Here is a 24,060-nt window from a genome sequence, read left to right as displayed (position 1 = left end):
GGCCGTCGGCGCCGAGGACGGCGCCGGGCACGGAAGGAGAGCGCGTGGGCGAGGTCAGCGTCAGTCGCCGCACGGTCCTGGGCGCGGTGGCGGCGGGCGTCGCGGTCGCGGGGGTGAGCGGATGCGGCGGGACCGAGTGGTACCCGGCCGACGTGACCCCCGACGAGCACGTGATCCGTTCCCTGCTGTGGGAGAAGGAGCTGCTGGCGGCCCGTTACGCCAGGGCGGTCGAGACCGGGTCCGGCCCGGCCGACCTGCTGGAGCGGCTGCGCGGCCACCACCTGGAGCACATGGACGCGCTGGCGGCCGCACTGCCGGAGGAGTCGGCCGCGGCACGGGAGCAGGACCCGTCGGAGCGCCCGACGGACCCGGCCCCGGACACCGCCCCCGACACCGGGGGGCTGCGGGTCCTGGAGGCCTCGGCCGCGGCGGCGCGCATCGACCAGGCCGCGGCGGTGTCGGATCCCGGCCTGGCCCAGCTGATCAGCGGTATCGGGGCCTGCGAGGCCGTGCACGCCCACCTGCTGGCGCGCGCGTGACCGGGGCACTGACGGTGGACACGGAGCGGTGGAAGGTGGCGGTGCCCGGTGAGTGATGCGGACCTGCCGGCGGTCGACGACGGCCCCCGGGCGCTGGCCGAGGCCCTGGCGGCGGAGCACGCGGCGGTGTACGGGTACGAGTTCGCGGGCGGCGCCGGGGGCGACCTCGACTACCGCTCCCGGGCCGAGGAGGAGGCCCTGGTGCACAAGGCGCTGCGTGACGAACTGCACGCGCTGTCGGTGGCCGCGGGTGTGGACCCCACTCCCGCGCTGGCCTCCTACCCCCTGCCCGCGGAGCGGGACGACGCCTCCCTGGACGCCTTCCTGCTGGGGCTGGAGGAGACGGCGGCCCGCGCCTACGCGTGGCTGTCGGCCGCCCGCGACACCGACCTGCGCACGGCCGGGGCCCGCAACCTCCAGGACGCGGCGGTGCGGGTACTGGAGCGGGGCGGGGACCCCGGCGCCCTCCCCGGGTTCGACGGGGCCTGAGCCCGGCACACGGGCGTTCCGTGAACGGCGCGGTGGCCGCGCCCCCGGGAGACCGGGGAGGCGGCCACCGTCGGAACCGGCGGACGGGTGCCCTGTGGTCAGGCTCGGCAGGCGGCCTCGGCGCGCTCGACGATCGCGTCCAGGGCGACCTCCTCGCGCTCCCCGGTGGCGCGGTCGCGCAGCTCCACCACGCCGTCGGCCAGTCCGCGGCCGACGATGACGGCGGTGGGAACGCCCAGCAGTTCGGCGTCGGTGAACTTCACGCCCGGCGAGACGCCCTTGCGGTCGTCCACCAGGACGCGCAGCCCGCGGGCCTGGAGCTCGCCGGCGATGCGCAGCGCCTCCTCGATCTGGTCGCCCTTGCCGGTGCCGACGACGTGCACGTCGGCCGGGGCGATCTCGCGCGGCCAGACGATGCCCTTGTCGTCGTGGGACTGCTCGACGACCGAGGCCAGCACCCGGGAGACGCCGATGCCGTAGGAGCCCATGGTGATGCGCTTGGGCTTGCCGTCCGGACCCAGTGCGTCGAGCTGGAAGGCGTCGGCGTACTTGCGGCCCAGCTGGAAGATGTGGCCGATCTCGATACCGCGCGCGGTGTACAGGGTGCCCCGCCCGTCCGGGGAGGGGTCGCCGTCGCGGACCTCGGCGACGTCGATGACGCCGTCCGGGACGAAGTCGCGCCCCGCCACCAGGTCGATGACGTGGTGGTCGGGCCGGTCGGCGCCGGTCACCCAGGCGGTGCCGGTGACCACGCGGGGGTCGACGAGGTAGCGGACCTTGTTGTCGAGCAGCGCCCGGGGACCGATGTAGCCCTTGGCCAGGAACGGGTTCGCGGCGAAGTCGGCGTCGTCCAGCAGAGCCACCTCGGCAGGCTCCAGCGCGGCCTCCAGGCGCTTGAAGTCCACCTCGCGGTCGCCGGGCAGGCCGACGGCCAGCAGCTCCCACTCCCGGGCGCCCGGGGCCCGGGTCTTGACCAGGACGTTCTTGAGGGTGTCCGCCTCGCTGAAGTCGCGGCCCAGCTCCAGGTCGTTGAGGAAGTCGACGAGGGTCCGGATGGTGGCGGTGTCCGGTGTGTGGTGGACCCTCGCCTCCGGCAGCCCCTCGATCGGCAGCGCGGGCGGGGCGGGGGTGGTGACCGCCTCGACGTTGGCCGCGTAGTCCGACTCCGTGCTGCGCACGAAGGTGTCCTCACCGGTGGGCGCGACCGCGAGGAACTCCTCGGAGGCCGAGCCGCCCATGGCGCCGGAGGTGGCCTTGACGATCACGTACTCCAGGCCCAGCCGGTCGAAGATCCGGATGTAGGCGGCGCGGTGCTTGTCGTAGGACTCCTGGAGCCCGGCGTCGTCGATGTCGAAGGAGTAGGAGTCCTTCATGTGGAACTCGCGGCCGCGCAGCACGCCCGCCCTGGGACGGGCCTCGTCGCGGAACTTCTCCTGGATCTGGTAGAGGATGACCGGGAAGTCCTTGTAGGAGGAGTACTCGCCCTTCACCAGGAGGGTGAAGACCTCCTCGTGGGTGGGGCCGAGCAGGTAGTCGGCGCCCTTGCGGTCCCGGAGGCGGAACAGGGTGTCGCCGTACTCCTCCCAGCGTCCGGTGGCCTCGTAGTACTCCTTGGGCAGCAGCGCGGGCAGCAGCAGCTCCTGGCCGCCGATCGCGTTCATCTCCTCGCGGACCACGCGGGCCACGTTCTCCAGGACGATCTTGCCCAGGGGCAGCCAGGAGTAGACGCCCGGGGCGGCGCGGCGCACGTAGCCGCCGCGGACGAGCAGCTTGTGGCTCGGCACCTCGGCGTCCGCCGGGTCCTCACGCAGGGTGCGCAGGAACAGGGTCGACATCCGCAGTAGCACGGCCACTCCTCGGTGAACGCGCCCCGGCGGGGGCGCGGGTGTGTAGGAAGAACAGGGGAACCCCAGGCTAGCGCCCTCCGGGGGGCGGTGCGCGCGCTCGATCCCCGCCCGTGGACGGCTACGCTGGGGGCCGCATCGGACGGACGGGACGGGGACATGGGCGGACGCGGCGCACGGGACGACGACGAGGCCATCGGGGCTCCGGGGATGGAGCTGCTGGCCGACGCCGACCGGGCCGACTCCTGGTTCCTGGTGGTGGGGGGCACGCCCCAGTCCCACGTGGACCTGTCCGATCCCACCCACCTGGACTTCTCGTACGTGCGGCGGATCGCGCACGCCGCCGACCTGGTCGCCCCCGGCCGGGAGCCGATCGACGCCCTGCACCTGGGCGCGGGGGCGCTGACCCTGGCCCGCTACATCGCGCACACCCGGCCGGGTTCGCGGCAGCGGGCGGTGGACGTGGACGCCCCGCTGGTGGAGCTGGTGCGGCGGCGGCTGCCCTGGGACCGGCGCGCGCAGCTGAGGGTGGGGATCGGCGACGCCCGGGAGTGGATCGCTGCCCGGCACGACGCCAGCGCCGACCTCATCGTGTCCGACGTGTTCGCGGGCGCCCGCACCCCGGCCCGGCTGACCTCGGTGGAGTTCTACACCGAGGCGGCCCGGGTGCTGCGCCCCGGCGGGCTGCTGGCGGTGAACGTGGGCGACGGCGGCGCGCTGGCGCACACCCGCGCCCAGGTGGCGACCGTCCGCGAGGTGCTGCCGCAGGTGGCGCTGTCGGCGGAGCCGGGCGTGCTGAGGGGCCGCCGGTTCGGCAACCTCGTGCTCACCGCCTCCCACGGGCCGCTGCCGGTGGACGGGCTGTACCGGCGCGCGCACCGCGACCCGGAGATGGCCCGCCTGCTGTCCGGGGAGGAGCTGGACAGGTTCGCCTCCGGTCGCGCCCCGGTGCGCGACTCCGACGCCGTCGACTCCCCCGCCCCTCCCGACGGCGTCTTCTGACCGTGCGGTGGGACATACTCCGTGAGGAGTAGGCCGGACCGGGGATCGCCTCCCGAGGGGGGACGGAAACCCCGGCGTGCAGGCCGTACCTTCGGGGGTGTGACGGCACCACTCCCGCGCCCGGCGCGGACCGACGTATGGATCGCCCTGGGCCTGTTCCTCCTGGCGGCGGGCAGCACCTTCGCCGTCCGGGCGGTGGACCCCGGGTCGGGAGCCGCCGAGCCGTGGCCGTGGGGGTACGCGCTGGTCGCCGTGGCCTCCCTGTCCCTGCTGTGGCGCACCGCCCTCCCCCGCACCGTCGGGCTGGTGTCGGTGGCGGCGGCGACCGCGTACTACCCCCTGGGGTTCCCCGACGGGCTGGTCATGGTCTGTACCGCCGTGGTGCTCTACAGCCTGGTCCGGTGGGGGTACCGGGCGTTCGGGTGGACGCTGGGGATCACGCAGTTCCTCGCGGTGAACGGTTACGAGCTGCTGGTCACGGGGGCGTTCCGCCCCGAGGCGCTCGGGATCATCGGCTGGGTGCTGGTCCTGCTGTGCACGGGCGAGGTGGTGCGCTGGCGGCAGGAGTACCTGCGGGCGGACCGGCGGCGCGAGGAGGAGGCGCGGCGCACCCGTGAGGAGGAGCTGCTGCGGCGGGCCTCCGAGGAGCGGCTGCGGCTGGCCCGCGACGTCCACGACACGGTCGCGCACAACATCTCGCTCATCAACGTGCAGGCCGGGACCGCCCTGTACCTGATGGAGAACGAGCCGGAGCGGGCCTCGGAGGCGCTGGCCACCATCAAGCGGACCAGCAAGGACACGCTGGTGGAGCTGCGCGCCATCCTGGGGGTGCTGCGGATGGTGGACGAGGGCGCGCCGCGCTCCCCGGTGGCGGGCGCCGACCGGATCGACGAGGTCGCCGAGGCGGCCCGCAGGGCCGGGGTCGCGGTGGAGGTGAAGGTCGTCGGCGCTCCGGTGAAACTGCCCGTGGGCACCGACTCGGCGGTCTACCGCATCGTGCAGGAGGCGCTGACCAACGTGGTGCGCCACGCCGGGGCCGGGAGCGCGACGGTGGTGGTGGACTACCGGCCCACGGAGGTGGTCGTGGAGGTGGGCGACGACGGGCGGGGCACGCTGGGTGCGCCGGCCGCGGGCAACGGCATCACCGGGATGCGCGAGCGTGCCGGCCTGGTGGGCGGCACGGTGGACGCGGGCCCCCTGGAGGGGGGAGGATTCCGGGTGCGGGCCCGGCTGCCGATCGAGGGTTCCGACGAACGAACGGGGTGAAGGTTGATCCGCGTACTGCTGGCCGACGACCAGGCGCTGGTGCGGGCCGGTTTCCGCGCCCTCCTGGACAGCGCGGACGACATCCAGGTGGTGGCCGAGGCCGCGGACGGCGAGGAGGCGGTGCGGCTGGCCCGCGCCGAGCGCCCCGACGTGGTCCTCATGGACATCCGCATGCCGGGGGTGGACGGCCTGGAGGCCGCCGCGCGCATCATCGCCGAGCCCGCCCTGGGCCGGACCAGGATCATCATCCTGACCACGTTCGACCTGGACGAGTACATCTTCGAGGCGCTGCGCTCGGGGGTGAGCGGGTTCCTGGTCAAGGACACCGAGCCGCGCGACCTGCTCCAGGCGGTGCGGGTGGTGCACGGAGGCGAGGCGCTGCTGTCGCCCGGGATCACCCGGCGGCTGATCGCCGACTACACGAGCCGCCCGCGCACGGCCCCCGCGCCGTCTCCGCGGCTGAACGGCCTCACCGACCGGGAGCGGGAGGTGGTGGCCCTGGTGGGCCGGGGGCTCTCCAACGAGGAGATCGCCAAGGAGCTGGTGCTCAGCCCCGCCACCGCCAAGACCCACGTGAGCCGGGCCATGGTGAAGCTCGGGGTGCGGGACCGGGCGCAGCTGGTGGTGCTGGCCTACGAGACGGCGCTGGTGTCCCCCGGCTGGAGCGGGGGCCGGGCGACCCCCTAGGGGTTCCCCGTAGCCCCCCGGGAGTAGGGCCCGGGGGCCGGCTACCCCCGGAGGAGGCGGGGAAAGCCTTCCGCCGGACGATGTCCCGTGGCGGACCCCCGTCGGATGCTTCTCGTGATTCCCTACGACGATCACGAGGCCCTGCGATGTTCGACGATCCCCTCCTCCTGGCGCGGCTCCAGTTCGCGTTCACGGCGGCGACGCACTTCATGTTCGTGGCCCTGACCCTGGGACTGGCGCCCTACATCCTCGTCGCCCAGCTGCGGGCGACCCTGTCCGGCGACCGGGAGCGGATGTCCGCGGTCCGCTTCTGGGGCGGGATCTACCTGGTCAACTACGGCATGGGCGTGCTCTCGGGGCTGGTCATGGAACTCCAGTTGGCGCTCAACTGGAGCGGCCTGCAGGAGATGTACGGCTACTCCTTCGGGGCGCCGCTGGCCCTGGAGACGATGACGGCGTTCTTCATCGAGTCCACGTTCCTGGGGCTGTGGATCTTCGGGTGGGACCGGATGGGCCGCTGGGCGCACCTGGCGTGCTTCGCCGTGGTGACCGCGACGGCGTACCTGTCGGCCTGGTGGGTGCTGGTCTCCAACGGGTTCCTGCGCAACCCGGTGGGCTTCGAGATGGTGGACGGGGTCGCCCACCTGACCGACCCGGTGGCGCTGATGACGAACCCGGCGGCGACGATGGCGTTCGGGCACATCGTGACCGGTTCCCTGCTGGTGGGTGCCGCGGTGGTCATCGCGACGAGCGCCTACCACCTGCGGCGGGGGAACGACCCGCAGCGGATGTTCTCGCGCGGTATCGGCTACGGGGTGCTGGTGATGTGCCTGCTGCCGATCCCGGTGGCGGCCTTCGGCGGGGTGCAGTTCGGCCTGCTCGGCCAGGACCCGCCCACCAGCGGCCGGACCTACACCTCCGCGGAGATCGAGGCGATCGAGGCGGCCGGGAGCGGGGTCCACCCGGCCGTCGGCACCACCGCCGAGGTCTTCATGGTGGGCCTGTGGTCCCTGATGTTCCTCCTGGGGCCGGTCCTGCTGCTGGGCTGGGTGATCGCCCGGCTCTCCAGGAACGCACGGCGGATGCGGTGGGCGCTGTACCCGCTGGCCGCGCTCCCCTTCCTGCCCTACCTGGCGAGTGTCGGCGGGTGGGTCTTCCGGGAGACGAACCGCCAGCCGTGGACGGTCGTGCACCACCTGACCACGGCGGACGCGGTGACGCCGATGTCCCCGGCGGCCGCGGCGGTGTCCTTCGGGCTGTTCACGGTCGCGTTCGCGGCACTGGCCGCCACGACCTGGTGGCTGCTGGTCGGGTTCGCCCGGCGCGGCCCCGAGGGCGGACCGCTGGCCGAGCGCCGCGACGACCGTCCCGCGGCCGCCTCCGCCTCCCCCGTCCCCACCTTCTGAACCGGAGCCGTGCCATGTCGGACGTCCTGTCCTCCCTGTCCTCTCTTCTGCTCGCCCTGTTCGTCGTGGGCTACCTGGTGCTGGCCGGGGCCGACGTGGGCCTGGGCATGCTGATGCCGCGGGTGGCGCGCGGCCCGGCGCAGCGGCGCCGGGTGGTGGCCGCGATCGCGCCCTACTTCCTGGCCACCGAGGTGTGGCTGGTGGCCCTGGTCGGGGTGCTGGCCGGGCTGTTCCCCGCGGTGGAGCACCACGTGGTGGCGCGGCTGTGGCCGGTGCTGGTGGCGCTGGCGGCCGGGCTGCTGGTGCGCGACGCGGGCCTGTGGCTGCGCTCTCGGGTGCCGGGGGCCGGGTGGGCGGCGCTGTGGGACGGCGCCGTCGTCGCGGGCAGCTGGGCGCTGGCCCTGTCCTGGGGCTGGGTGCTCGCGTCGCTGATCGCCGGTGAGCCGGGCGTCTCCCTGTTCACGGTGCCGTGTGCGCTGACCGTGACGCTGCTGTTCGCGCTGCGGGGGGCGGCCTTCGGGGCCGAGCGGCTGGTCGGCGAGGTCGACGCCGAGAGCGCGGACGTGGCCGCCCGCGACACCCGCCGGATCGCGGTGGCGGCCCTGGCCGGCGTCGTGGTGACGGCGGCGGCCGCCGTCCCGGCGACCGGGCCGGGCGCGGCGGCGCTGCTCCCGACCGCGGCGCTGGCGGCCGCCCTGGCGGCGACGGCGGGCCTGTCCGGTCCGATGCTGTCGCGGCACACGTCGGCGGTGGCGATCGCCGTGCCGGGCGTGCTGGTGGCGGTGGCGGGGGACCTGCCCCTGGCCTCCGTCCCGGACACGACCGCGGTGCTGGTCTGGTCGGTGCTGGCTCCGGCGGTTCCGGTCATGCTCATCGGCCAGGTTTGGCTCTACCGAATGACACGCAGGCCGAGCCGGGCTCCGGGGTTCTTCGCCTGAGTCCGCTTCCTCCCGGGCCGGTGGGGCGGCCCCCGGGGCGCGGGCGTGTCGGCCAGGATTCGTCAAGGATCCCGTCTCGGATTGGGAAAGCCCGGCCCCGGGCAGGTCATCTTTCGGGAACCGCGCCGCCCGGGCGCGGTGGACCGGACTTCGGACCGATCCGAGGAGGGAACATGACCCACCCCTTGACCACTCCCCCGAGCGCCTGCAACTGCGGTTCGGGCTGCGGCTGCGGCTGCCAGAACGGCGGCTCGTGCTCCTGCGGGGGCAACTGCCACTAGCCCGAACCCGATCCGCCCCTTCCCTGCGGGCCGCCTCTCCCCTTGGGGGCGGCCCGCTTTCCGCGCCGCCCCCGTGTCGCGACATTCCGCGATGATAGGTATACGCTGGGTCACCAGATGTAGCTGCGCATCCACCCGTTGGGGGGAGATCGGCGATGCCGTTCACCAGGCCGACGAAAGGGAGTGCCACCGAGCACGCGAGACTGCTCCGGTGCGTCGAGGGCATCCAGGAGCGCTCGGCCCGGGCGGTCCCCTGGGAACCCGACACGGTCGGGATACCGCGGGGCGGCTCGGAGAGCCCGCTGTCCCGGATCAACGACGTGGCCTTCTACGCGAACGCGCGCAACGAGGTGGCGGCACTGGCGGCGGTGTGCGCGGAGCTGTTGCGGCTGCACCGCCCCGGCGAGGGCGAGGGGGCACTGTGCGCGGGGTGCGGGCGGACCTGGCCCTGTCCGACCTTCGAGGAGATCTCCCGGCTTCCGGCCTGAGGAAGCGGCCGCCGCCCGCCGGTGCCGGGGCGCGATCCGGCTGCCTGCGGGCGGCGGTCCTCACCGGCCGTCCTCGGCATCCGGTGACCGAACCACCGGATGCCCTCACCGGGCCGGGCATGGCCTGAGCGTAATACTGAAACTTGTTCTAATGCAAGCCCTCGGATCCGAGCTTCTCCCAGCAGACCCAAGGTTTCTCCGAAGAGCCTGGGACTGGAACCGGTTATGAGCGCTGAACCCGGAGCGGACCCGGGTGTCCCCGGAGGCGGAGCGGATGCGCAGAGAGGGCTCCCCACCGACGGGGGGAGGAGGCCAGGCCCAGGGGCGGGGGACAGCCCCTGGGACCGGCCACGGGGCGGCGGGCGCGGCGTCCCGGAGCCGGGGCGCGCCCTGCACCGACGACGTTAACGACGCGGCGGTAACACGGACACCCCCCATCGGATAACCGGAGCGTCTCGATTCGCCGGGGGCGGCCGAAAGGACCTCCCGTGACCTGCGACGACATCGGGGCACAACGTCACCGGGCGCTCACCGGGAGAAAAGGCCCCCGCGCGAAAAACCGGGAACCGTCACCCGGTGCGACCTTTCGGCGAAAGGTTGCAGCGGGTTGCGATTCCCGGCGCAAGCAAACATGGGGGATCCCGCCGGACTCCGCGGGCGGGGGACTTCTCAACTAATGCGCGTGGCCAGCAGATAAGCGGAGGGCGCCTCGGCGTCGACGATATCGGTGACCTTCCACACCTGGCCGCCGACGCTGAACACGTCGCCCACCCGGACGTCGATCATCGGTGTGGGCCGCCACTCCTTGGGACCGCCGATCTTGGCGACCGCCCGGCCCTCCTCGTCGATCCAGAACTGGCCGCCGCCCACCGGACCGCCGAGGAAGCGGTCGTTGCGTCCGTAACTGATCTTTTCCTGCGCGCCGATTTCGTGGACCACAGCAGTTTCTGTCCCAACCGTCTCGGATTTCCTGGAAAACGCAGCCATGTTAACCCGCTCAGGTCAATTGCGCATGGCGATTCCACCGTCGCAGAGGCTTTTCAGAAGAGTAGCCGACAAAAGTAAGTGCGGGCCGGGACCAAAGTCCCGACCCGCACGGGGGAAAACAAGGGGGGCGAACCCCGGGGAACTACCTGTTGCCCATGAGCCCCTTGATGCGTCCCGCGACGGCCTCCAGGGCCGAGCTGAACGGGTGGTCGTGGACCATGTACGTCCAGGTCATCGACGGGCGCTTGACCCCCACCTCGGAGACGTCCAGCGCGCCGTCCTCCACCTCGAGCTCCTCGAAGCTCTCCGCGGCCCGCGACCGGGCCTCGTCCAGGAAGCCCTTGAACACCGGCACGGCGTCGCGGTTGAACTCGTCCAGCGGGTCCCGGCGGCCCAGGAAGCGCAGGTGGATGCCCTCGCGCAGCTCGGACAGGAACGCGTTGTGGTCGGTCCAGCCGCGGTCCAGGTGGTAAAGGGTGATGAGCCGGGCCGCGTCGGCGACCGCCTCCTCGCCCACCTCCTCGACCAGCTCCTTGTGCTTCTCGGGCCGGTCCTTCCTGATGTGCCGGTCGCCCTCGTCGCCGCTGAGGACCAGTTCCCGGTGCTCCAGGACCACGTCCCGCTGCACGTCGATGAGCTGGTTGTAGCGCCAGGTGTTGCGGTGCACCTCCAGCAGCTGCCCCTCGGCGACCCGCTGGGCGTGGTCGACCATGGCCAGCCAGGCCGGGTCGGTGATCTCGCCGCGGTCGTCGGTGGTGTAGCCGGAGGTCTCGGTGGCGTTGTTGGCCACCAGGTCGTCGTCCATGCTGACGAAGAACACCGAGTCGCCCGGGTCGCCCTGGCGCCCGGCGCGGCCGCGCAGCTGGCCGTCCAGGCGGCTGCTGGGGTAGCGGCCGTAACCCATGACGTACAGGCCCCCGGCCTCGACCACCCGGTCGCGGTCGGCCATGTCACTGCCGCCCAGGCGGATGTCGGTGCCGCGCCCGGCCATCTGGGTGGAGACCGTGATGGCGGCGTGGGTACCCGCCTCCGCGATGATGGCGGCCTCGTCGGCGTCGTTCTTGGCGTTGAGGACCACGCACTCCAGGCCGGCCTTGCGCAGCCGCTCGGCCAGCCGCTCGGACTCGGCGACGTCCTGGGTGCCGATGAGGATGGGCCGTCCGGTGGCGTGCACCGTCTCGACCTCCTCCAGGAGGGCGTCCTCCTTCTCCTCCCGGGTGGCGAAGAGGTGGGTGCCGTGGTCCTCGCGGATGTTGGGCTTGTTGGAGGGGATGACCGCGACCTCGAGCTCGTAGAACTCGCGCAGCTGCTCGGCCACGGACATGGCGGTACCGGTCATCCCGGCCCGGGTCGGGTAGCGCAGGATCAGCGACTGGACGGTGATGGAGTCCAGCACCTCGCCGGTCTCGCTGAGCGCGACCTTCTCCTTGGCCTCGACCGCCGCCTGGAGGCCGTCGGGCCAGCGCTGGAGCAGGGCGATGCGGCCGCGGGACTCGTTGATGAGCCGGACCTCGCCGTCGCGCACCACGTAGTGGACGTCGCGCTGGAGCAGCACCTGGGCGTGCAGCGCCAGGTTGACCTGCGGCAGCAGGGAGGTCTCCTCCTCCGAGTACAGGTCCACGCCGCCCAGCGCCTTCTCCACGGCGTCGATCCCGGCGTCGGTGAGCTGGACGTTGCGGCCCTCGCCGTCGATCTCGTAGTGCATGCGCGGCTTGAGGGCGCGAACGACGTCGGCCAGCTCCACGTCCGCGTCGACCCGCTCGGCCGCGCCGGCCAGGACCAGCGGCACCCGGGCCTCGTCCACGAGCACGGAGTCGGCCTCGTCGATGATGGCCACGTGCGGCTCGGGGACCACCCGGTCGGCGATGTCGGTGACCATGCGGTCGCGCAGCACGTCGAAGCCCAGTTCGCTGACCGGGGCGTAGGTCACGTCGCAGGAGTACGCCTCGCGCCGCTGCTCCGGCGTGGACTCCTCGGTGATCCACCCGACGGTGACGCCGAGCATGTCGTAGAGCGGCTTCATCCACTCCGCGTCGCGGCGGGCCAGGTAGTCGTTGACGCTCATGACGTGGACGCGCCGGCCGCGCAGGGCGAAGCCCGCGGCGGCCAGTGCACCGGTCAGGGTCTTGCCCTCACCGGTGGCCATCTCGGCCACGTGCCCGTCGAGGAGCGCCATGACGCCCAGCAGCTGCACGTCGAAGGGGCGCTCGTCGAGAGCGCGCCGGGCCGCCTCGCGGCCCACCGCGCACAGCGACACGAGGTCGTCGCGCCCGTAGGGGAGGTCTCCGGTGCCGAGTTCGATGGCCTTGTCCGTCAGCTCGGTGTCACCGAGCTCGCGCAGGCCATCCTCCTCGGCCTCGATAGCCGACAGGAGCTTGGTATAAGGCCGCAGATCCACCGCGCCGGGCTTCCCCAGCAGACGGCGCACGCTTTCCGCCATTCGTCCGAACACCACCACAGGGTAACGCCGGACACACACCCCACAAGCCCCCCTGACGGACACGCTCCGGTCACCGGTCGCGCGGGGGGCGGCCGACCGGTGCCCCGGGTCAGTAGACGAGCTGGCGGTCGCCGCGCTGGCGCGCCTCCACCGCCATGGCGTGCTTGACGAGGGTGACCAGCACCCGGACGACGGATCTGCGGTCGCGGGCGTCGCAGCGCACGACCGGGACGTCGGGGGTGAGGTCGAGGGCGTCGCGCAGGTCGTCGGCGCTGTACATGGAAGCGTCGGGGTCGAACTCGTTGACGGCCACGACGAACGGCAGCCGGTACTGGCGCTCGAAGTAGTCCAGGGCCTGGAAGGTGTCCTCCAGGCGGCGGGTGTCGGCCAGGATCACCGCCCCCAGCGCCCCGCGCACCAGGTCGTCCCACATGAACCAGAAGCGCTGCTGGCCGGGGGTGCCGAACAGGAACAGGGTCAGGTCGGTGTCCAGCGAGATGCGGCCGAAGTCCATGGCCACCGTCGTGCTGGTCTTGTCCGGGGTGTGCGAGAGGTCGTCGACCCCGGCGCTGGCGGCGGTCACCGCGGCCTCGGTCCGCACCGGGGGGATCTCCGAGACGGCGCCGACGAACGTGGTCTTACCCACGCCGAATCCCCCGGCGATGATGATCTTCGTGGACAGTGCACCGGGTGCTTGAACGTCGTTCGTGGTGTTGGCTGGATCTATCACAGTCACAGTCCTAGCGAGAGTGCCGGGTCCGCACGGACGAGTACGACTCGCGCGGCCCGGTCTTCCGAGGGGCACGGCGGTCCCGGGTCCGAACCCCCACAGGGTCGCCGCCCCTGGAACCTAACACCGGACGGCCGTTTTGGACGGCGTTTTGGCGCAGTGGCCGCACGGGTCCGCTTTCTCACACTCTCCGGGGGCGGGCCCCGGGCAGCACGAAGGGCCACAGTGCCCCCTGAGGCGCCGGTGGCGATCCGTCCCCCGCCGGGAACCGAGAGTGATCAGGTAAGCACAGAACTCTACCCCGGGAGAAGGACTTTACGACATTGTGAGCGGCCGTTTTCGGCCGCTTCCGGCCGCGCCGATCCCTGTCCGCCACCGTCCCCGGCGTCTACGGTGGAGAGCAGGGCACCCGCACGATGCACGCGGTCGCGGAACCGACTCCTGGCACGAGCACCCGACCGCACCGCGGGAGCCGTCGGCGGCGTTCCCGGACGCGCGACCGGCGAACCGACGTCCCGCTCTTCGACGTCGGGGCCGCAGCGCCCGACCTCCGCCGGAGCCCCCACCGGCCCACAACCGTCCACGTGGGCCGGTGGCGGCCGTGCCACCGGTGCTCCTGGCCGTAGGATGGGCAGGCCCGCGCAGTGCGGGCCACCCCCGAAAGCGGCCCGTGCCCGTCGCGGAGCCGCGCATCCGCACGACTTCCAGGGAGCCGAGAACTCCGCATGTCCGATCAGCGCGTCGTCCGCCCAGCCCCGATCAGCGGTTTCCCCGAGTGGACCCCCCAGGTCCGGTCCGTGGAGCAGCGCTGGCTGGACCATATCCGCGCCGGATTCGAGTCCTTCGGCTTCGCGTCCGTGGAGACCCCGTCCGTGGAGAACCTGGACGTGCTGACGGCCAAGGGCGAGACCTCCCAGGAGGTCTACACCCTGCACCGCCTCCAGGCCGACCCCAAGGACGACTCCGACGCCAGGCTGGGGCTGCACTTCGACCTGACGGTGCCGTTCGCCCGGTACGTCGCCCAGCACTTCAACGAGCTGACGTTCCCGTTCAAGCGCTACCAGATGCAGCGCGTGTGGCGGGGCGAGCGGCCGCAGGAGGGGCGCTTCCGCGAGTTCACCCAGTGCGACATCGACGTCATCAACGTCGACTCCGTGCCGCTGCACTTCGACGCCGAACTGCCGCGCATCGTGCACCGGGTGCTCAGCGGGCTGGACATCCCGGCCTGGACGCTCAACGTCAACAACCGCAAGGTCCTCCAGGGCTTCTACGAGGGCCTGGGCGTCAAGGACCCGATCATGGTCATCCGGGCCGTGGACAAGCTCCACAAGATCGGCGACGGGGGCGTCCGGGAGATCCTCACCGGGGGCGGGCTGACCTCCGAGCAGGCCGACGCCTGCCTGGCGCTGGCGCGCGTGCGCGGCACCGGGGCCGAGGTGCCCGCACGGGTGCGGGCGCTGGGCGTGTCCTCCCCGCTGCTGGAGGAGGGCCTGGAGGAGCTGTCGTTCGTGCTGGACGACCTGGCCGACCTGCCCGAGGGCGCGGTGGTCGCCGACCTGTCGATCGCCCGCGGGCTGGACTACTACACCGGCACGGTCTACGAGGCGTCCTTCGACGACGACCCCGGCTACGGCAGCATCTGCGCGGGCGGCCGCTACGAGGACCTGGCCGGGCAGTTCATCCGCCGTCGGCTGCCGGGCGTGGGCATCTCCATCGGCCTGACCAGGATCTTCGCCAAGCTCGTCGCCGAGGGGCGGATCGGGGGCGGCCGGATCTGCCCGACCGACGTGATGGTCGTGGTGCCCGACGCCGAGCGGCGCCGCGACGCCCTGGCGGTGGGCGAGCTGCTGCGCTCGCGCGGGTTCAACACCGAGGTGTTCCACTCCACCGCCAAGGTCGGCAAGCAGATCCAGTACGCCTCCAAGAAGGGCATCCCCTTCGTGTGGTTCCCGCCCTTCGGCGAGGACGGCGGCCACGAGGTGAAGGACATGGGCAGCGGCGAGCAGAGCGCGGCCGACCCGGCGTCCTGGTCTCCCGGCGACCGCACAGCGTAGCCGCTCCGCGACGCGGATGCGACCGGCATGGGCGGTTTCCGACCGCTCGTGCCGGAACCGGCCATTCCCGGGACAGGCCGCGGGGAGAGGTGCGACACTGGTCGCGGCTGTTCTCCGCGGCCCCGGGTCCGGACGGACCCGTGGCGCGGGCCGTCCGGTGTCCTAGTAATCGAGGCCATGTCTCCTCCTCGCCACAACCTGCCCCTGTCCGCCGGCGAGTTCATCCGCTTCGTCGGCCGTGAACGCGACATCGTCGACCTGGGCCGCCTGCTGGGCACCGCCCGGATGGTCACGCTGACCGGAACCGGCGGGATCGGCAAGACCAGGCTGGCCCTGCACCTGGCCGAGCGCGTGATGCGCCGGTTCCCCGACGGGGTGCGCTTCGTGGACCTGAGCGAGGCCACCACCGAGGACCAGGTGCTGCGTGCGGTGGCCGGCGTCCTCCAGGCGGTGGAGGACGACAGCCGCACCATGACGGAGGCCGTCATCACCGCGCTGCGCACCCAGAGCCTCCTGCTGTTCCTGGACACCTGCGAGCACGCGGTGGAGCCGGTCGGGCGGCTGTGCCGGGCGGTGCTGCGCGACTGCCCCCGGGTGCGCGTCCTGGCGACCAGCCGCCAGCCGCTGCACATACCGGAGGAGAGCATCTGGCGGGTGCCGCCGCTGTCGCTGCCGGCCCGGCCCACCCCCACCGACCCCTACTCCGCCGACCCGGCGCCGCTGCCCCGGCGCGACGCCCAGCGCTACGAGTCGGTGCGCCTGTTCGTGACCCGGGCGCACGCGGCCCGCTCCGGGTTCGAGATGACCCGGGACAACTCCGGCCACATCGCCGAGATCTGCCGCCTGCTCGACGGCATGCCCCTGGCCATCGAGCTGGCCGCGGCCCGGGTGCGGGTGCTGTCGGTGCAGCAGATCCTGCGCCGCCTGGACGACCGGTTCCAGCTGCTCACCAGTGACGGATCGGGCGACCTGCCGCCGCGCCAGCGCACGCTGCGGGCGGTCCTGGAGTGGAGCCACGACCTGCTGAGCGAGCCCGAGCGGGCGCTGCTGCACCGCCTGTCGGTGTTCGGCACCTGGTACCTGGAGGCCGCCGAGGACGTGTGCGCCGGCGACGGGGTGGACCCGGCCGACATCCTGCCGCTGCACTTCTCCCTGCTGGACAAGTCCCTCATCATGGTGGACGCCGAGATCGAGGGCACCGCCCACTACCGGCTCACCGAGACCGTGCGCGCCTACGCCGCCGAGCACCTGGCCGCGGAAGGCGGCGAGGACGAGCGCTGGTCCCGCTACCTGGACTTCTGCGTCACCCGCCTGGAGGCGGCCGCAGAGAGCGCCCGCTCCCCGCTGGGCTGGTCGGAGCGGCTGGCCCACTTCCGCCTGCTCGACCACCACCGGGAGAACCACGCCCGGGTGGTGCGGTGGGCGCTGTCGCGGGGCCGGGTGGACGAGGCGCTGCGGGTGTGCGTGGCGCTGCGCCCGTACTGGCTGGTGCGCGACCTGGCCGCGGAGGGCGGCCGGATCCTGGAGACGGTGCTGGCCGCCGACCCCGACGGCCAGTCGCCGCAGCTGCGGGCCCGCGCGCTGGCGCTCCAGGCCGAGCTGCGCCTGGACCTGGACGTGGCACCGCGGGTGTCCACACTGGCCATGTGCGCCCTGGAGGCCGCGCGGGCCTGCCGGGAGGCGGGGGCCGCGGCCTCCGCGCTGGCCACCATGGCGGCGCTGGCACTGCGCACCAACGCCCTGGACGAGGGGCGCGGGCACGCCGAGCGCGCCCTGGCCTGGGCCGAGCAGGACGGCGACCCGCTCACCGAGACCACCGCCCTGGGGGTGCTGGCCCAGCTGGCCCGGCGGCGCGGGGAGCCGGAGCGGGCGGTGGAGCTGCTGCGGCACTGCATCGAGCTGGGCGAGAAGCTGAACGACCGGTGGAGCGTGGCGCGCTGCCTGCACGTGCTGGGGTCGATCGACGCCGAGCGGGGCGAGTTCGAGCGGGCCCGCGAGCTGTTCGCCGAGTCGCTGGCGGTCTTCGAGGAGCTGGGCGCGGCCCCGGCCACCGCGCACTGCTCGCGCGAGCTGGGCCGGCTCTACCTGGCCCAGGGCCACATCCTCCGGGCGCGCGAGCCGCTGGCCTCCTGCCTGCGGGTGAGCTTCACCTCCGGGCAGCGCATCGCGGTGGCCCGGGCGCTGGAGGCGCTGGGCGAGCTGGCGCTGGCCGAGGAGGAGTCCGAGCGGGCCGCCGCGCTGGCGGGGGTGGCCGCCGACCTGCGGACGGCACTGGACCGGCCCTCGGCGGAGACGGTGCGGCTGCGGGCGGCCGTGGAGCGGCGGGTGGGCCCGGCCCGGACCGCCGACGCCTGGAACGCCTGGCGGTCGCTGCCGCTGGAGCAGGTGCGCGACCGTGCCCTGGCCTTCCCCCGCGCCTCGGACAGGCCCGCGGAGCCGGTCACCCTCACCCCGCGGGAGCGGGAGATCGCCGAACTGGTCGAGCAGGGGCTGTCCAACCGGGAGATCGCGGAGCGTTTGACGATCAGCCAGGCCACGGCGGCCCGGCATATCGCGAACATCTTCAGAAAACTCTCTATTTCCTCCCGGACCCAGCTGACCGGCTGGGCTTCCGCCCGGGACCGGGCATGAACGGCCCGGCACGCTCCGAGCGCACTTGCACACCGCGCGCGCAGACGCTAAGACAGAGATTCCGACCTCCCCCCTACGACGCCGTCCCCTTGCCAGCAACCCCACCACGGTGAGGACCTCCCCCCGACCGCCCCGACATGTGAAGGCCATGGCACCTCTGACCGCGCCCGCGCGGCACAACCTCCCTCGGCCGGGCACCGGCTTCGTGGGCCGTGAGCGGGATCTGAGCAGCCTGCTGCGGCTGCTCGAGTCGAGTCGCTCGGTGACGCTGTGCGGTACCGAGGGGATCGGCAAGACCCGGCTGGCCCTGCGCGTGGCCGAGCAGTCCACGGCCTCCTTCCCCGACGGGGTGTGGGCGGCGGATCTGGCCGACGCGCACACCGGGCTGGAGGTCCACACCCGGGTGGCGCACGCGGTGGGCGTGGTGGAGGAGCCTGGGCAGCCGCTGGCGACGACCGTGGTCGAAGCGCTGCGCGACCGGAAGCTGCTGCTGGTGCTGGACTCCTGCGACCACGTCGCGGAGGTGGTCACCGAGATCGGCGAGACCCTGCTGGCCGCCTGCCCGGAGGTGTCGATCCTGGTCACCGCGCTGGAGCCGGTGAGGCTGCCGGGCGGAACGGTGTGGCGGATGACCCCCATGGCGCTGCCGGTGGCCTCGCGCAACGGCCCGCCCCCCGACCCCGCGGACTCCGAGGCGGTGCGGCTGTTCCTGGACCGGGCGCGCATCCGCGACCCCCGCTTCGCGCCGTCCCGGCAGGAGCTGGAGACCGCAGCGGTGCTGTGCGACCTGGCCGGCGGGGTGCCGCTGGGCATCGAGGTCCTCGGCGGGAGTGCGCCGGGAACCGGCGTGGGCGCGCTGGCCGAGGGGCTGCGCGCGCACCTGGCCTCACCCGAGTTCCAGCCGGGCCCGGGGCAGGCGGTGTCGCGCAGCGAGGCGCTGCCGATCGTCCTCGACTTCGTGTACCGGGCCCTGCCCGAGCCGGAGCGGATCCTGCTGCGGCGGCTGTCGGTGTTCCGCGGCTGGGACCTGGAGTCGGCCGAGCAGGTGTGCGCCGACGGGGAGTTGGCCCGGGAACGGGTGCTGGACCTGCTGGCGTCGCTGCTGGACCGGTCGCTCATCACCGTCACCGGCGAGTTCGAGGGGCGGCTTCGGTACCGGCTGCCCGAGGCGGTGCGCGTGTTCGCCGCCGCGCGGCTGGCCGAGGCGGGCGAGGACGGGGTGTTCCGGGAGCGGTTGCTGGAGCGGATGACCCGGCTGGCCGAGGACCTCGGGCTCCGGCTGGAGTCGAGCCGGGCCATGCCGTGGAGCGAGCGCGACGCCGGACGGCGCCGGGTGCTCGCCGAGTACGCCACGCTGCGCTCGCTGCTGCGCTGGGCGCACCGGGAGGGGCGGGCCGAGCCGGGGCTGCGGCTGGCGTCGAGCCTGGTGGCGCACTGGGTGAGCCACCAGGACGTCTCCGAGGGCGCCCACCTGATGGACCTGCTGCTGGGCTTGGAGGACGCGGAGAAGGCCCCCTCACGGGCGCGCGCCCTGGTGGGCCGCGCCCAGCTGGCGCGGGTGCGCCGCGACCACGCCCTGGCGCTGTCGCTGGGCGAGGAGGGGCTGCGGCTGTGCCGGGAGTCCGGCGACGAGATGTTCGTGCGCACCGCCCTGAACCTGCTGGCGCTGGTGGAGGTGCGCGAGCGGGTGCCCGACCGGGCGGCGGTGCGGGTGGAGGAGGCCCTGCGGCTGTGCCGCGAGTCCGGCGACCTGTGGGGCGAGGCGATCGCCCTGGGCACCCGGGGTGCGCTGGCCGCCCAGCAGGGCGACCACCAGACCGCCGACCAGCACTACAACGCGGCGCTGACCCTGCTGCGCGGGATCGACCACCGGTGGGGGGTGGGGGTCACCCTCATCGGCCAGGCCCGCGCGGCCGAGTCGGGCGGGGACCTGGTGACGGCCGACCGGTGCTACCGGGAGGCGTTGGACACCCAGCGGCTGATCGGTGCCCCGGCGGAGGAGGCCCGCTGCCTGGCCGGGATCGGCCGGGTGGCGTACGCCCAGGGCCGGGTGGAGCAGGCCTGCGACTACCTCGGCGAGGGCCTGCTGCTGAGCCACGCCACCGGGCAGCGGGGCGAGGTGGGGCGGGCGCTGGTCGCGATCGCCCGGGTCGCCTTCGCGGTGGGGATGCGCGACGCGGCCTGCGGGATCGCCGGAGCGGCCGTGCAGGTGCGCGAGCAGTTGGGCCTGTCCTCGCCCGCCGCGCCCTGGCCGTTCGGCGACGAGGAGAAGACGCGGCGCCGGAAACGGCGCCTGGTGGCGCTGTGGGAGAAGGGGAGGGAGCTGGGCACCGCCGAAGCCGTCCGGGAGGCCGAGCGCCTGGCCGAGGAGGTGCGCAGGCCGCCGTCCCGGCGCAGCGCGCCCACGAAGAGCCCGGCCCGGAAGACGGCCGCCCGGGCACCCCGCACGGCCCGGACCCCCGCGGCACCGCTGCCGCCCCCGCCGCGGACGCCGCCGCAGGAGCGGCTGACCCGCCGCGAGCTGGAGGTCGCCCGATTGGTGAGCGGTGGGCGCAGCAACCCGGAGATCGCGCGGGCGCTGTTCATCAGTCCGGCGACCGCGGCCCGGCACATCGCCAACATCAACCGCAAGATGGGGTTCCATTCGCGCACCCAGATCGCGGCGTGGATACAGAGCCACGGGGGCCGGGGCTGACGGTTCTCCCGCCCCCCGAATAGGGCTCCCATCACTTCTGCGCACCGAATCTACATATGCATCTGCATAGCAATATGCATGTGCATCCGACCGTGAACGCGCTAGGCTTCAGGCCATGGAACGCACGCGATCGCGGCATTTCGGTGACGCGGGCGCGCGCGGCCCACAGCGGCCGCCGGCCCCGAACCGAACCCCGGGATCCCGGCGGACCGTCAGCCCCGGGAGGACGCCCGGGGCCGGTGGGAACCCGCACCGGCGCGAGGTGGAACCTGGGGAGGGACCTCGCTCGGACCGGCCGGTGCGGCGCCGCCGGGCTCGCCACGTGGAGGGGGCGTGACGAGCCCGGATGGCGGTATCACCGCGGCCAGGGTGAACTGGGGGAACACATGGGGGTAGGGCTGTCTTCTGGAACCGGACGACCGGGGCGCAACCTGCCGCGCCGGGACGACCCCATCGGCTCGCTGACCGGTGGCCTGTGCGAACGACTGCGCCTGCGCCAGGGGCGCGGGGGCACCATCCGCGGCAAGCGGTCCCGTGTGGACGCGCTGGCCTTCGCCGCCACCGTGGAGCGGGCCGCCGCCGGGCTGAGCCAGCGGGGCCTGTGCCTGGGCGACGTGGTCGGTGTGCTGGCCCCGGTCTCGCCCGAGCGGTTCCTGGCCACCTACACGGTGATGGCGGTGGGCGGCCGAGCCCTGCCCCTGTCCCCCGCCTCCGACCCGGACGTGCAGTGCGCGGCCCTGGCCGAGACCGACGCCCGGCTGCTGATGGTGAGCGCCGACCTGGTGCCCGTCGCGCTGGAGCTGGCCGACCGCTCGCGGGTGCGGCAGGTCATCGCGTTCGGCGACGCCCTGGGGACCACGCCCTTCGACGACCTGCTGCGGCCCAGCCCGGACGGTACGGGCTACAGCCCGTCGCGGGGGCTGTTCGACAACGGCATCCTGGGCTACGAGGAGACCGGGGCCGGGCTGCTGACGACGCTGTACCCGCACAGCGACCTCATGGCGCGGTTCGCCGCGCTGCGCGAGCGGCTGGAGCTGACCGCCGAGGACGTGGTCTCCGTGGGCGAGCACGGTGAGGAGGCCACCCGGGCTGCGCTGGTGGCGCTGGCGCTGTGGACGGGGGCCTGTGTGGTGGCGGGAGCGGACTGCCCGGTTCCGGAGGGGCGCCGGGTGACGGTGCGCTGCGATCCCGAGCCCGAACGGGTCGCCGCTCCGGGACTGCCCGCCTGACCCGCGCCGCGGGCGCACGGCGCCGGCGGGGTTCCGGGGGCGGGAGCGGGAGGTACCCGCGCGCGGAGGACGTCCGCCGGGGGCGGGGGCGACGGGCGGGTGAGGGATCGGAGAGGGGGTCGGGCGGCCTGCGCTCCGCTAGACCGTGTCCTGGTCCAGGGCCAGGCCCGGCTGCGGGTCCTCGATCTCGAACCAGGCCACGTGGGTGGCCTCGCTCCAGTACTCGCCGCTGCGTGTGGCGCAGCTGTCGACGATGAGCTTGCCGCGGCCGAAGTCGTCTCCGTCCTCGCGGCTGTGCCCGCCCTCGCCCGCGCGCTCGCCCTGGTCGGCGATGGCCACGCGCAGCCGGGTGCCGTCGGAGCGGATGAACAGCGTCATGACCCCGCCGCTCTGTCCCGAGCGGGAGTGCAGCAGGGCGTTGGTGGCCAGTTCGCTGACGGCGAGCTCGGCGTCGTCCAGGATGCTCTCGGAGTGGCCCATGCGTGCGAGGAAGTCGCGCACGCGGGCGCGGACGGAGCGGACCGCGGTCAGGTTGCCCGCGCAGCTCCACACGGTGTGGTCGGTGGCACCACCGCTCAGGTCGCCGCCCTCGATCGGGGCGGGTGCCGTGCTCCCGGGTACCTCCGCGGGCACGTATTCCCGGAGTTGCCTCGCCTCAGCCATCCGGTCACTCCAATCACCCGCACGGGCGCGCGGGTTGCGCCGCCTGCACTCACCTTAGACAAGGGTGTGCCGACTCAAGAACAGCACACCCGCCTTCACGACGTCCGGGATCGGCCACAAAACCCCGTCACGTGTCCTCCCCGATACAGACAAAGGAAACAGTCCACATCCCAGGCACGACCATGTGACATGCAACACGTTGGCAATACCCGGAACGGGGTTCCGACCGGGGGAGGCAGGTCTCCATGGAATCCCGTGAACCGATCATTCAATCAACAAAGCGCATAAAACGGAAAGCAATCCATTCGAACACCACGTTTTCGCTTCCCTCCGACATCGATCGGGATACGGTCCCCCGCCCGCGGGCCTCCCCGGGAGCGGCTCTCCGGGCCCGCACCCGGCGGCGCGCCCCCGGCCCTCGGTCAGCCCTCGGCGACGGGGACGCGGGTGCGGCGCGAGGTCATCGCGAACAGGACGAGCAGCCCGGCGGCGGAGGTGCCGAACAGCAGCGCCCCCATCGGCACCGCCGTGGTCTCGTCCAGCCCCACCAGGGGGGCCACCACCGCGCCGAACAGCGGGGACAGCGCGCCCAGCAGCGCGCTGGCGCTGCCGGCCCGGCGCTCCTGCCCCTCCATGGCCAGGGCGAACGAGCCGGTGAGGATCATGCCCATGCAGGTCATGTAGACGAAGATCGGCACGACCAGGGAGACCAGCGGCCCCTGGAGCAGGGTGGCGGCCAGCAGCACCCCGGTGGCCAGCACCGCGACCGCGACCGCGGTGACCAGCAGGCGCCGCTCCCCCAGACGCGGGGAGAACCGGCCCACCGCCCAGCTGCCCACGATGATCGCGATCCCGTTGATCCCGAACAGCACCCCGAACACCTGCGGTGACACCCCGTGCAGCTCCTGGTAGACGAAGGGCGTCCCGGCGACGTAGGCGAAGCTGCCGCCGTGCAGCAGGCCTGTGACCAGCGCGTACCCCAGGAAGACCCGGTCGCGCAGCAGCCCCCCGACACTGCGCAGGGTGCCGCCGACCGTGCCCGGTGCGCGCCGCTCACGGGGCAGGGTCTCGGGCAGGCGCAGGGCGGTGACCGCGACGATGGCGACGCCCAGCAGCGCCAGGGCCCAGAACACGGTCTCCCACCCGGTGAAGGAGGGCCACAGCAGCGCCCCGCCGACCACCGGAGCCACCAGCGGCGCCACCGCGTTGATGACCATCAGCAGGGCGAAGAACCGGGTGAGCTCGTGTCCGTCGAACACGTCGCGGACGACCGCGCGGGAGAGCACCACCCCGGCAGAGGCGGTCAGCCCCTGGAGGAAGCGGCCCGCCACCAGCACGGCGATGTTCGGGGCCAGGGCGCACACCGCGGACGCCAGCACGAACAGGACCAGGGAGACCAGCAGCGGCCCGCGGCGGCCGTACGCGTCGCTGAGGGGGCCGACGACGAACTGGCCGAGCGCCAGCCCGACGAGGCAGGTGGTGAGGCTGAGCTGGACCTGCGAGGCCCCGGCGCCCAGGTCGGCGGAGATCTCCGGGAACGCGGGCAGGTACATGTCGATGTTGAGCGGTCCCAGCACGGCCAGGGCGGCCAGGAGGAAGGCCAGGGACAGGCGGGCTCGGCCGGTCGGGTTCCGCAGGGTCATCGCGCTCTCTCGGGACAGGGGACGAAAGGGCGCCGTCGGCGCCGCGGG

At 73.4% G+C, this 24,060-nt stretch carries 18 protein-coding genes; 12 read left to right on the top strand and 6 right to left on the bottom strand.

Going from position 1 to position 24,060, the window contains the following annotated elements:
* The first annotated feature begins 44 nt into the window (after nt 1–44).
* Together ACSUPR_RS22455 and ACSUPR_RS22450 are read left to right on the top strand one after the other, a co-directional pair.
* Nucleotides 45–539 carry a ferritin-like domain-containing protein gene (locus tag ACSUPR_RS22455; protein ID WP_436886685.1) on the top strand — a complete coding sequence of 165 codons (495 nt, stop codon included), beginning with the start codon at nt 45–47 and terminating at the stop codon, nt 537–539.
* A gap of 48 nt (nt 540–587) precedes the next feature.
* Nucleotides 588–1,028 carry a DUF4439 domain-containing protein gene (locus tag ACSUPR_RS22450; protein WP_436886684.1) on the top strand — a complete coding sequence of 147 codons (441 nt, stop codon included), beginning with the start codon at nt 588–590 and terminating at the stop codon, nt 1,026–1,028.
* A 98-nt stretch (nt 1,029–1,126) separates the two neighbouring features.
* Here the strand turns inward: ACSUPR_RS22450 and ACSUPR_RS22445 are convergent, their stop codons facing one another.
* Complete coding sequence (locus tag ACSUPR_RS22445; RefSeq protein ID WP_436892102.1) at nt 1,127–2,863, bottom strand: proline--tRNA ligase; 1,737 nt, start codon at nt 2,861–2,863, stop codon at nt 1,127–1,129.
* 168 nt (nt 2,864–3,031) lie between these two features.
* Between ACSUPR_RS22445 and ACSUPR_RS22440 the strand changes: the two genes are divergently transcribed.
* From ACSUPR_RS22440 to ACSUPR_RS22415, 6 genes are all read left to right on the top strand, one after another.
* Nucleotides 3,032–3,874, top strand: coding sequence for a spermidine synthase (locus tag ACSUPR_RS22440; RefSeq protein WP_436886683.1), 843 nt, complete (start codon nt 3,032–3,034; stop codon nt 3,872–3,874).
* Nucleotides 3,875–3,973: 99 nt separating this feature from the next.
* Nucleotides 3,974–5,140 (top strand): sensor histidine kinase, encoded by a 1,167-nt coding sequence (locus ACSUPR_RS22435; protein WP_436886682.1) that lies wholly within the window; start codon nt 3,974–3,976, stop codon nt 5,138–5,140.
* Nucleotides 5,141–5,143: 3 nt separating this feature from the next.
* Entirely contained in the window at nt 5,144–5,827 is a 684-nt protein-coding gene (locus tag ACSUPR_RS22430; protein WP_436886681.1) for a response regulator, read from the top strand.
* Between the two features lie 146 nt (nt 5,828–5,973).
* Complete coding sequence (locus ACSUPR_RS22425; protein WP_436886680.1) at nt 5,974–7,233, top strand: cytochrome ubiquinol oxidase subunit I; 1,260 nt, start codon at nt 5,974–5,976, stop codon at nt 7,231–7,233.
* Between the two features lie 14 nt (nt 7,234–7,247).
* Entirely contained in the window at nt 7,248–8,171 is a 924-nt protein-coding gene (locus tag ACSUPR_RS22420; RefSeq protein WP_436886679.1) for a cytochrome d ubiquinol oxidase subunit II, read from the top strand.
* 436 nt (nt 8,172–8,607) lie between these two features.
* Entirely contained in the window at nt 8,608–8,940 is a 333-nt protein-coding gene (locus tag ACSUPR_RS22415) for a hypothetical protein (protein ID WP_436886678.1), read from the top strand.
* Nucleotides 8,941–9,609: 669 nt separating this feature from the next.
* Here ACSUPR_RS22415 and ACSUPR_RS22410 read toward each other — a convergent pair.
* The 3 genes from ACSUPR_RS22410 to ACSUPR_RS22400 form a co-directional block, all read right to left on the bottom strand.
* Complete coding sequence (locus ACSUPR_RS22410; protein ID WP_436886677.1) at nt 9,610–9,879, bottom strand: DUF6406 domain-containing protein; 270 nt, start codon at nt 9,877–9,879, stop codon at nt 9,610–9,612.
* Nucleotides 9,880–10,069: 190 nt separating this feature from the next.
* Complete coding sequence (gene secA2 / locus ACSUPR_RS22405; RefSeq protein ID WP_436892101.1) at nt 10,070–12,367, bottom strand: accessory Sec system translocase SecA2; 2,298 nt, start codon at nt 12,365–12,367, stop codon at nt 10,070–10,072.
* 109 nt (nt 12,368–12,476) lie between these two features.
* On the bottom strand, nt 12,477–13,097 hold the full coding sequence (locus ACSUPR_RS22400) for a GTP-binding protein (RefSeq protein ID WP_436886676.1): 621 nt from the start codon (nt 13,095–13,097) through the stop codon (nt 12,477–12,479).
* A gap of 725 nt (nt 13,098–13,822) precedes the next feature.
* Between ACSUPR_RS22400 and hisS the strand changes: the two genes are divergently transcribed.
* The 4 genes from hisS (at nt 13,823) to ACSUPR_RS22380 (ending at nt 21,706) form a co-directional block, all read left to right on the top strand.
* Complete coding sequence (hisS, locus tag ACSUPR_RS22395; protein ID WP_436886675.1) at nt 13,823–15,151, top strand: histidine--tRNA ligase; 1,329 nt, start codon at nt 13,823–13,825, stop codon at nt 15,149–15,151.
* A 177-nt stretch (nt 15,152–15,328) separates the two neighbouring features.
* Nucleotides 15,329–17,782 carry an ATP-binding protein gene (locus tag ACSUPR_RS22390; protein WP_436886674.1) on the top strand — a complete coding sequence of 818 codons (2,454 nt, stop codon included), beginning with the start codon at nt 15,329–15,331 and terminating at the stop codon, nt 17,780–17,782.
* Nucleotides 17,783–17,930: 148 nt separating this feature from the next.
* Complete coding sequence (locus tag ACSUPR_RS22385) at nt 17,931–20,477, top strand: LuxR C-terminal-related transcriptional regulator (protein ID WP_436886673.1); 2,547 nt, start codon at nt 17,931–17,933, stop codon at nt 20,475–20,477.
* A gap of 386 nt (nt 20,478–20,863) precedes the next feature.
* Nucleotides 20,864–21,706, top strand: a complete 843-nt coding sequence (locus ACSUPR_RS22380; RefSeq protein WP_436886672.1) for an AMP-binding protein — start codon at nt 20,864–20,866, stop codon at nt 21,704–21,706.
* 138 nt (nt 21,707–21,844) lie between these two features.
* Here the strand turns inward: ACSUPR_RS22380 and ACSUPR_RS22375 are convergent, their stop codons facing one another.
* Nucleotides 21,845–22,369, bottom strand: coding sequence for an ATP-binding protein (locus ACSUPR_RS22375; RefSeq protein ID WP_436886671.1), 525 nt, complete (start codon nt 22,367–22,369; stop codon nt 21,845–21,847).
* Between the two features lie 422 nt (nt 22,370–22,791).
* Nucleotides 22,792–24,012, bottom strand: coding sequence for a multidrug effflux MFS transporter (locus tag ACSUPR_RS22370; protein ID WP_436886670.1), 1,221 nt, complete (start codon nt 24,010–24,012; stop codon nt 22,792–22,794).
* Nucleotides 24,013–24,060 lie beyond the last annotated feature (48 nt).

Origin of the sequence: Nocardiopsis dassonvillei (assembly GCF_964273065.1) — a bacterium.
Classification (GTDB): Bacteria; Actinomycetota; Actinomycetes; order Streptosporangiales; family Streptosporangiaceae; genus Nocardiopsis; species Nocardiopsis dassonvillei_B.
The sequence above is the reverse complement of the archived record's forward strand: the minus strand, read 5'-3'. Positions and strand labels throughout refer to the sequence as shown.

Bases quoted from the DNA above. Each gene is read 5' to 3' on its own strand.
- ACSUPR_RS22445 (WP_436892102.1), bottom strand. From the start codon at position 2,863: ATGTCGACCCTGTTCCTGCGCACCCTGCGTGAGGACCCGGCGGACGCC.
- ACSUPR_RS22440 (WP_436886683.1), top strand. From the start codon at position 3,032: ATGGGCGGACGCGGCGCACGGGACGACGACGAGGCCATCGGGGCTCCG.
- ACSUPR_RS22425 (WP_436886680.1), top strand. From the start codon at position 5,974: ATGTTCGACGATCCCCTCCTCCTGGCGCGGCTCCAGTTCGCGTTCACG.
- ACSUPR_RS22420 (WP_436886679.1), top strand. From the start codon at position 7,248: ATGTCGGACGTCCTGTCCTCCCTGTCCTCTCTTCTGCTCGCCCTGTTC.
- ACSUPR_RS22415 (WP_436886678.1), top strand. From the start codon at position 8,608: ATGCCGTTCACCAGGCCGACGAAAGGGAGTGCCACCGAGCACGCGAGA.
- secA2 (WP_436892101.1), bottom strand. From the start codon at position 12,367: ATGGCGGAAAGCGTGCGCCGTCTGCTGGGGAAGCCCGGCGCGGTGGAT.
- hisS (WP_436886675.1), top strand. From the start codon at position 13,823: ATGTCCGATCAGCGCGTCGTCCGCCCAGCCCCGATCAGCGGTTTCCCC.
- ACSUPR_RS22390 (WP_436886674.1), top strand. From the start codon at position 15,329: ATGTCTCCTCCTCGCCACAACCTGCCCCTGTCCGCCGGCGAGTTCATC.
- ACSUPR_RS22385 (WP_436886673.1), top strand. From the start codon at position 17,931: ATGGCACCTCTGACCGCGCCCGCGCGGCACAACCTCCCTCGGCCGGGC.
- ACSUPR_RS22380 (WP_436886672.1), top strand. From the start codon at position 20,864: ATGGGGGTAGGGCTGTCTTCTGGAACCGGACGACCGGGGCGCAACCTG.
- ACSUPR_RS22375 (WP_436886671.1), bottom strand. From the start codon at position 22,369: ATGGCTGAGGCGAGGCAACTCCGGGAATACGTGCCCGCGGAGGTACCC.
- ACSUPR_RS22370 (WP_436886670.1), bottom strand. From the start codon at position 24,012: ATGACCCTGCGGAACCCGACCGGCCGAGCCCGCCTGTCCCTGGCCTTC.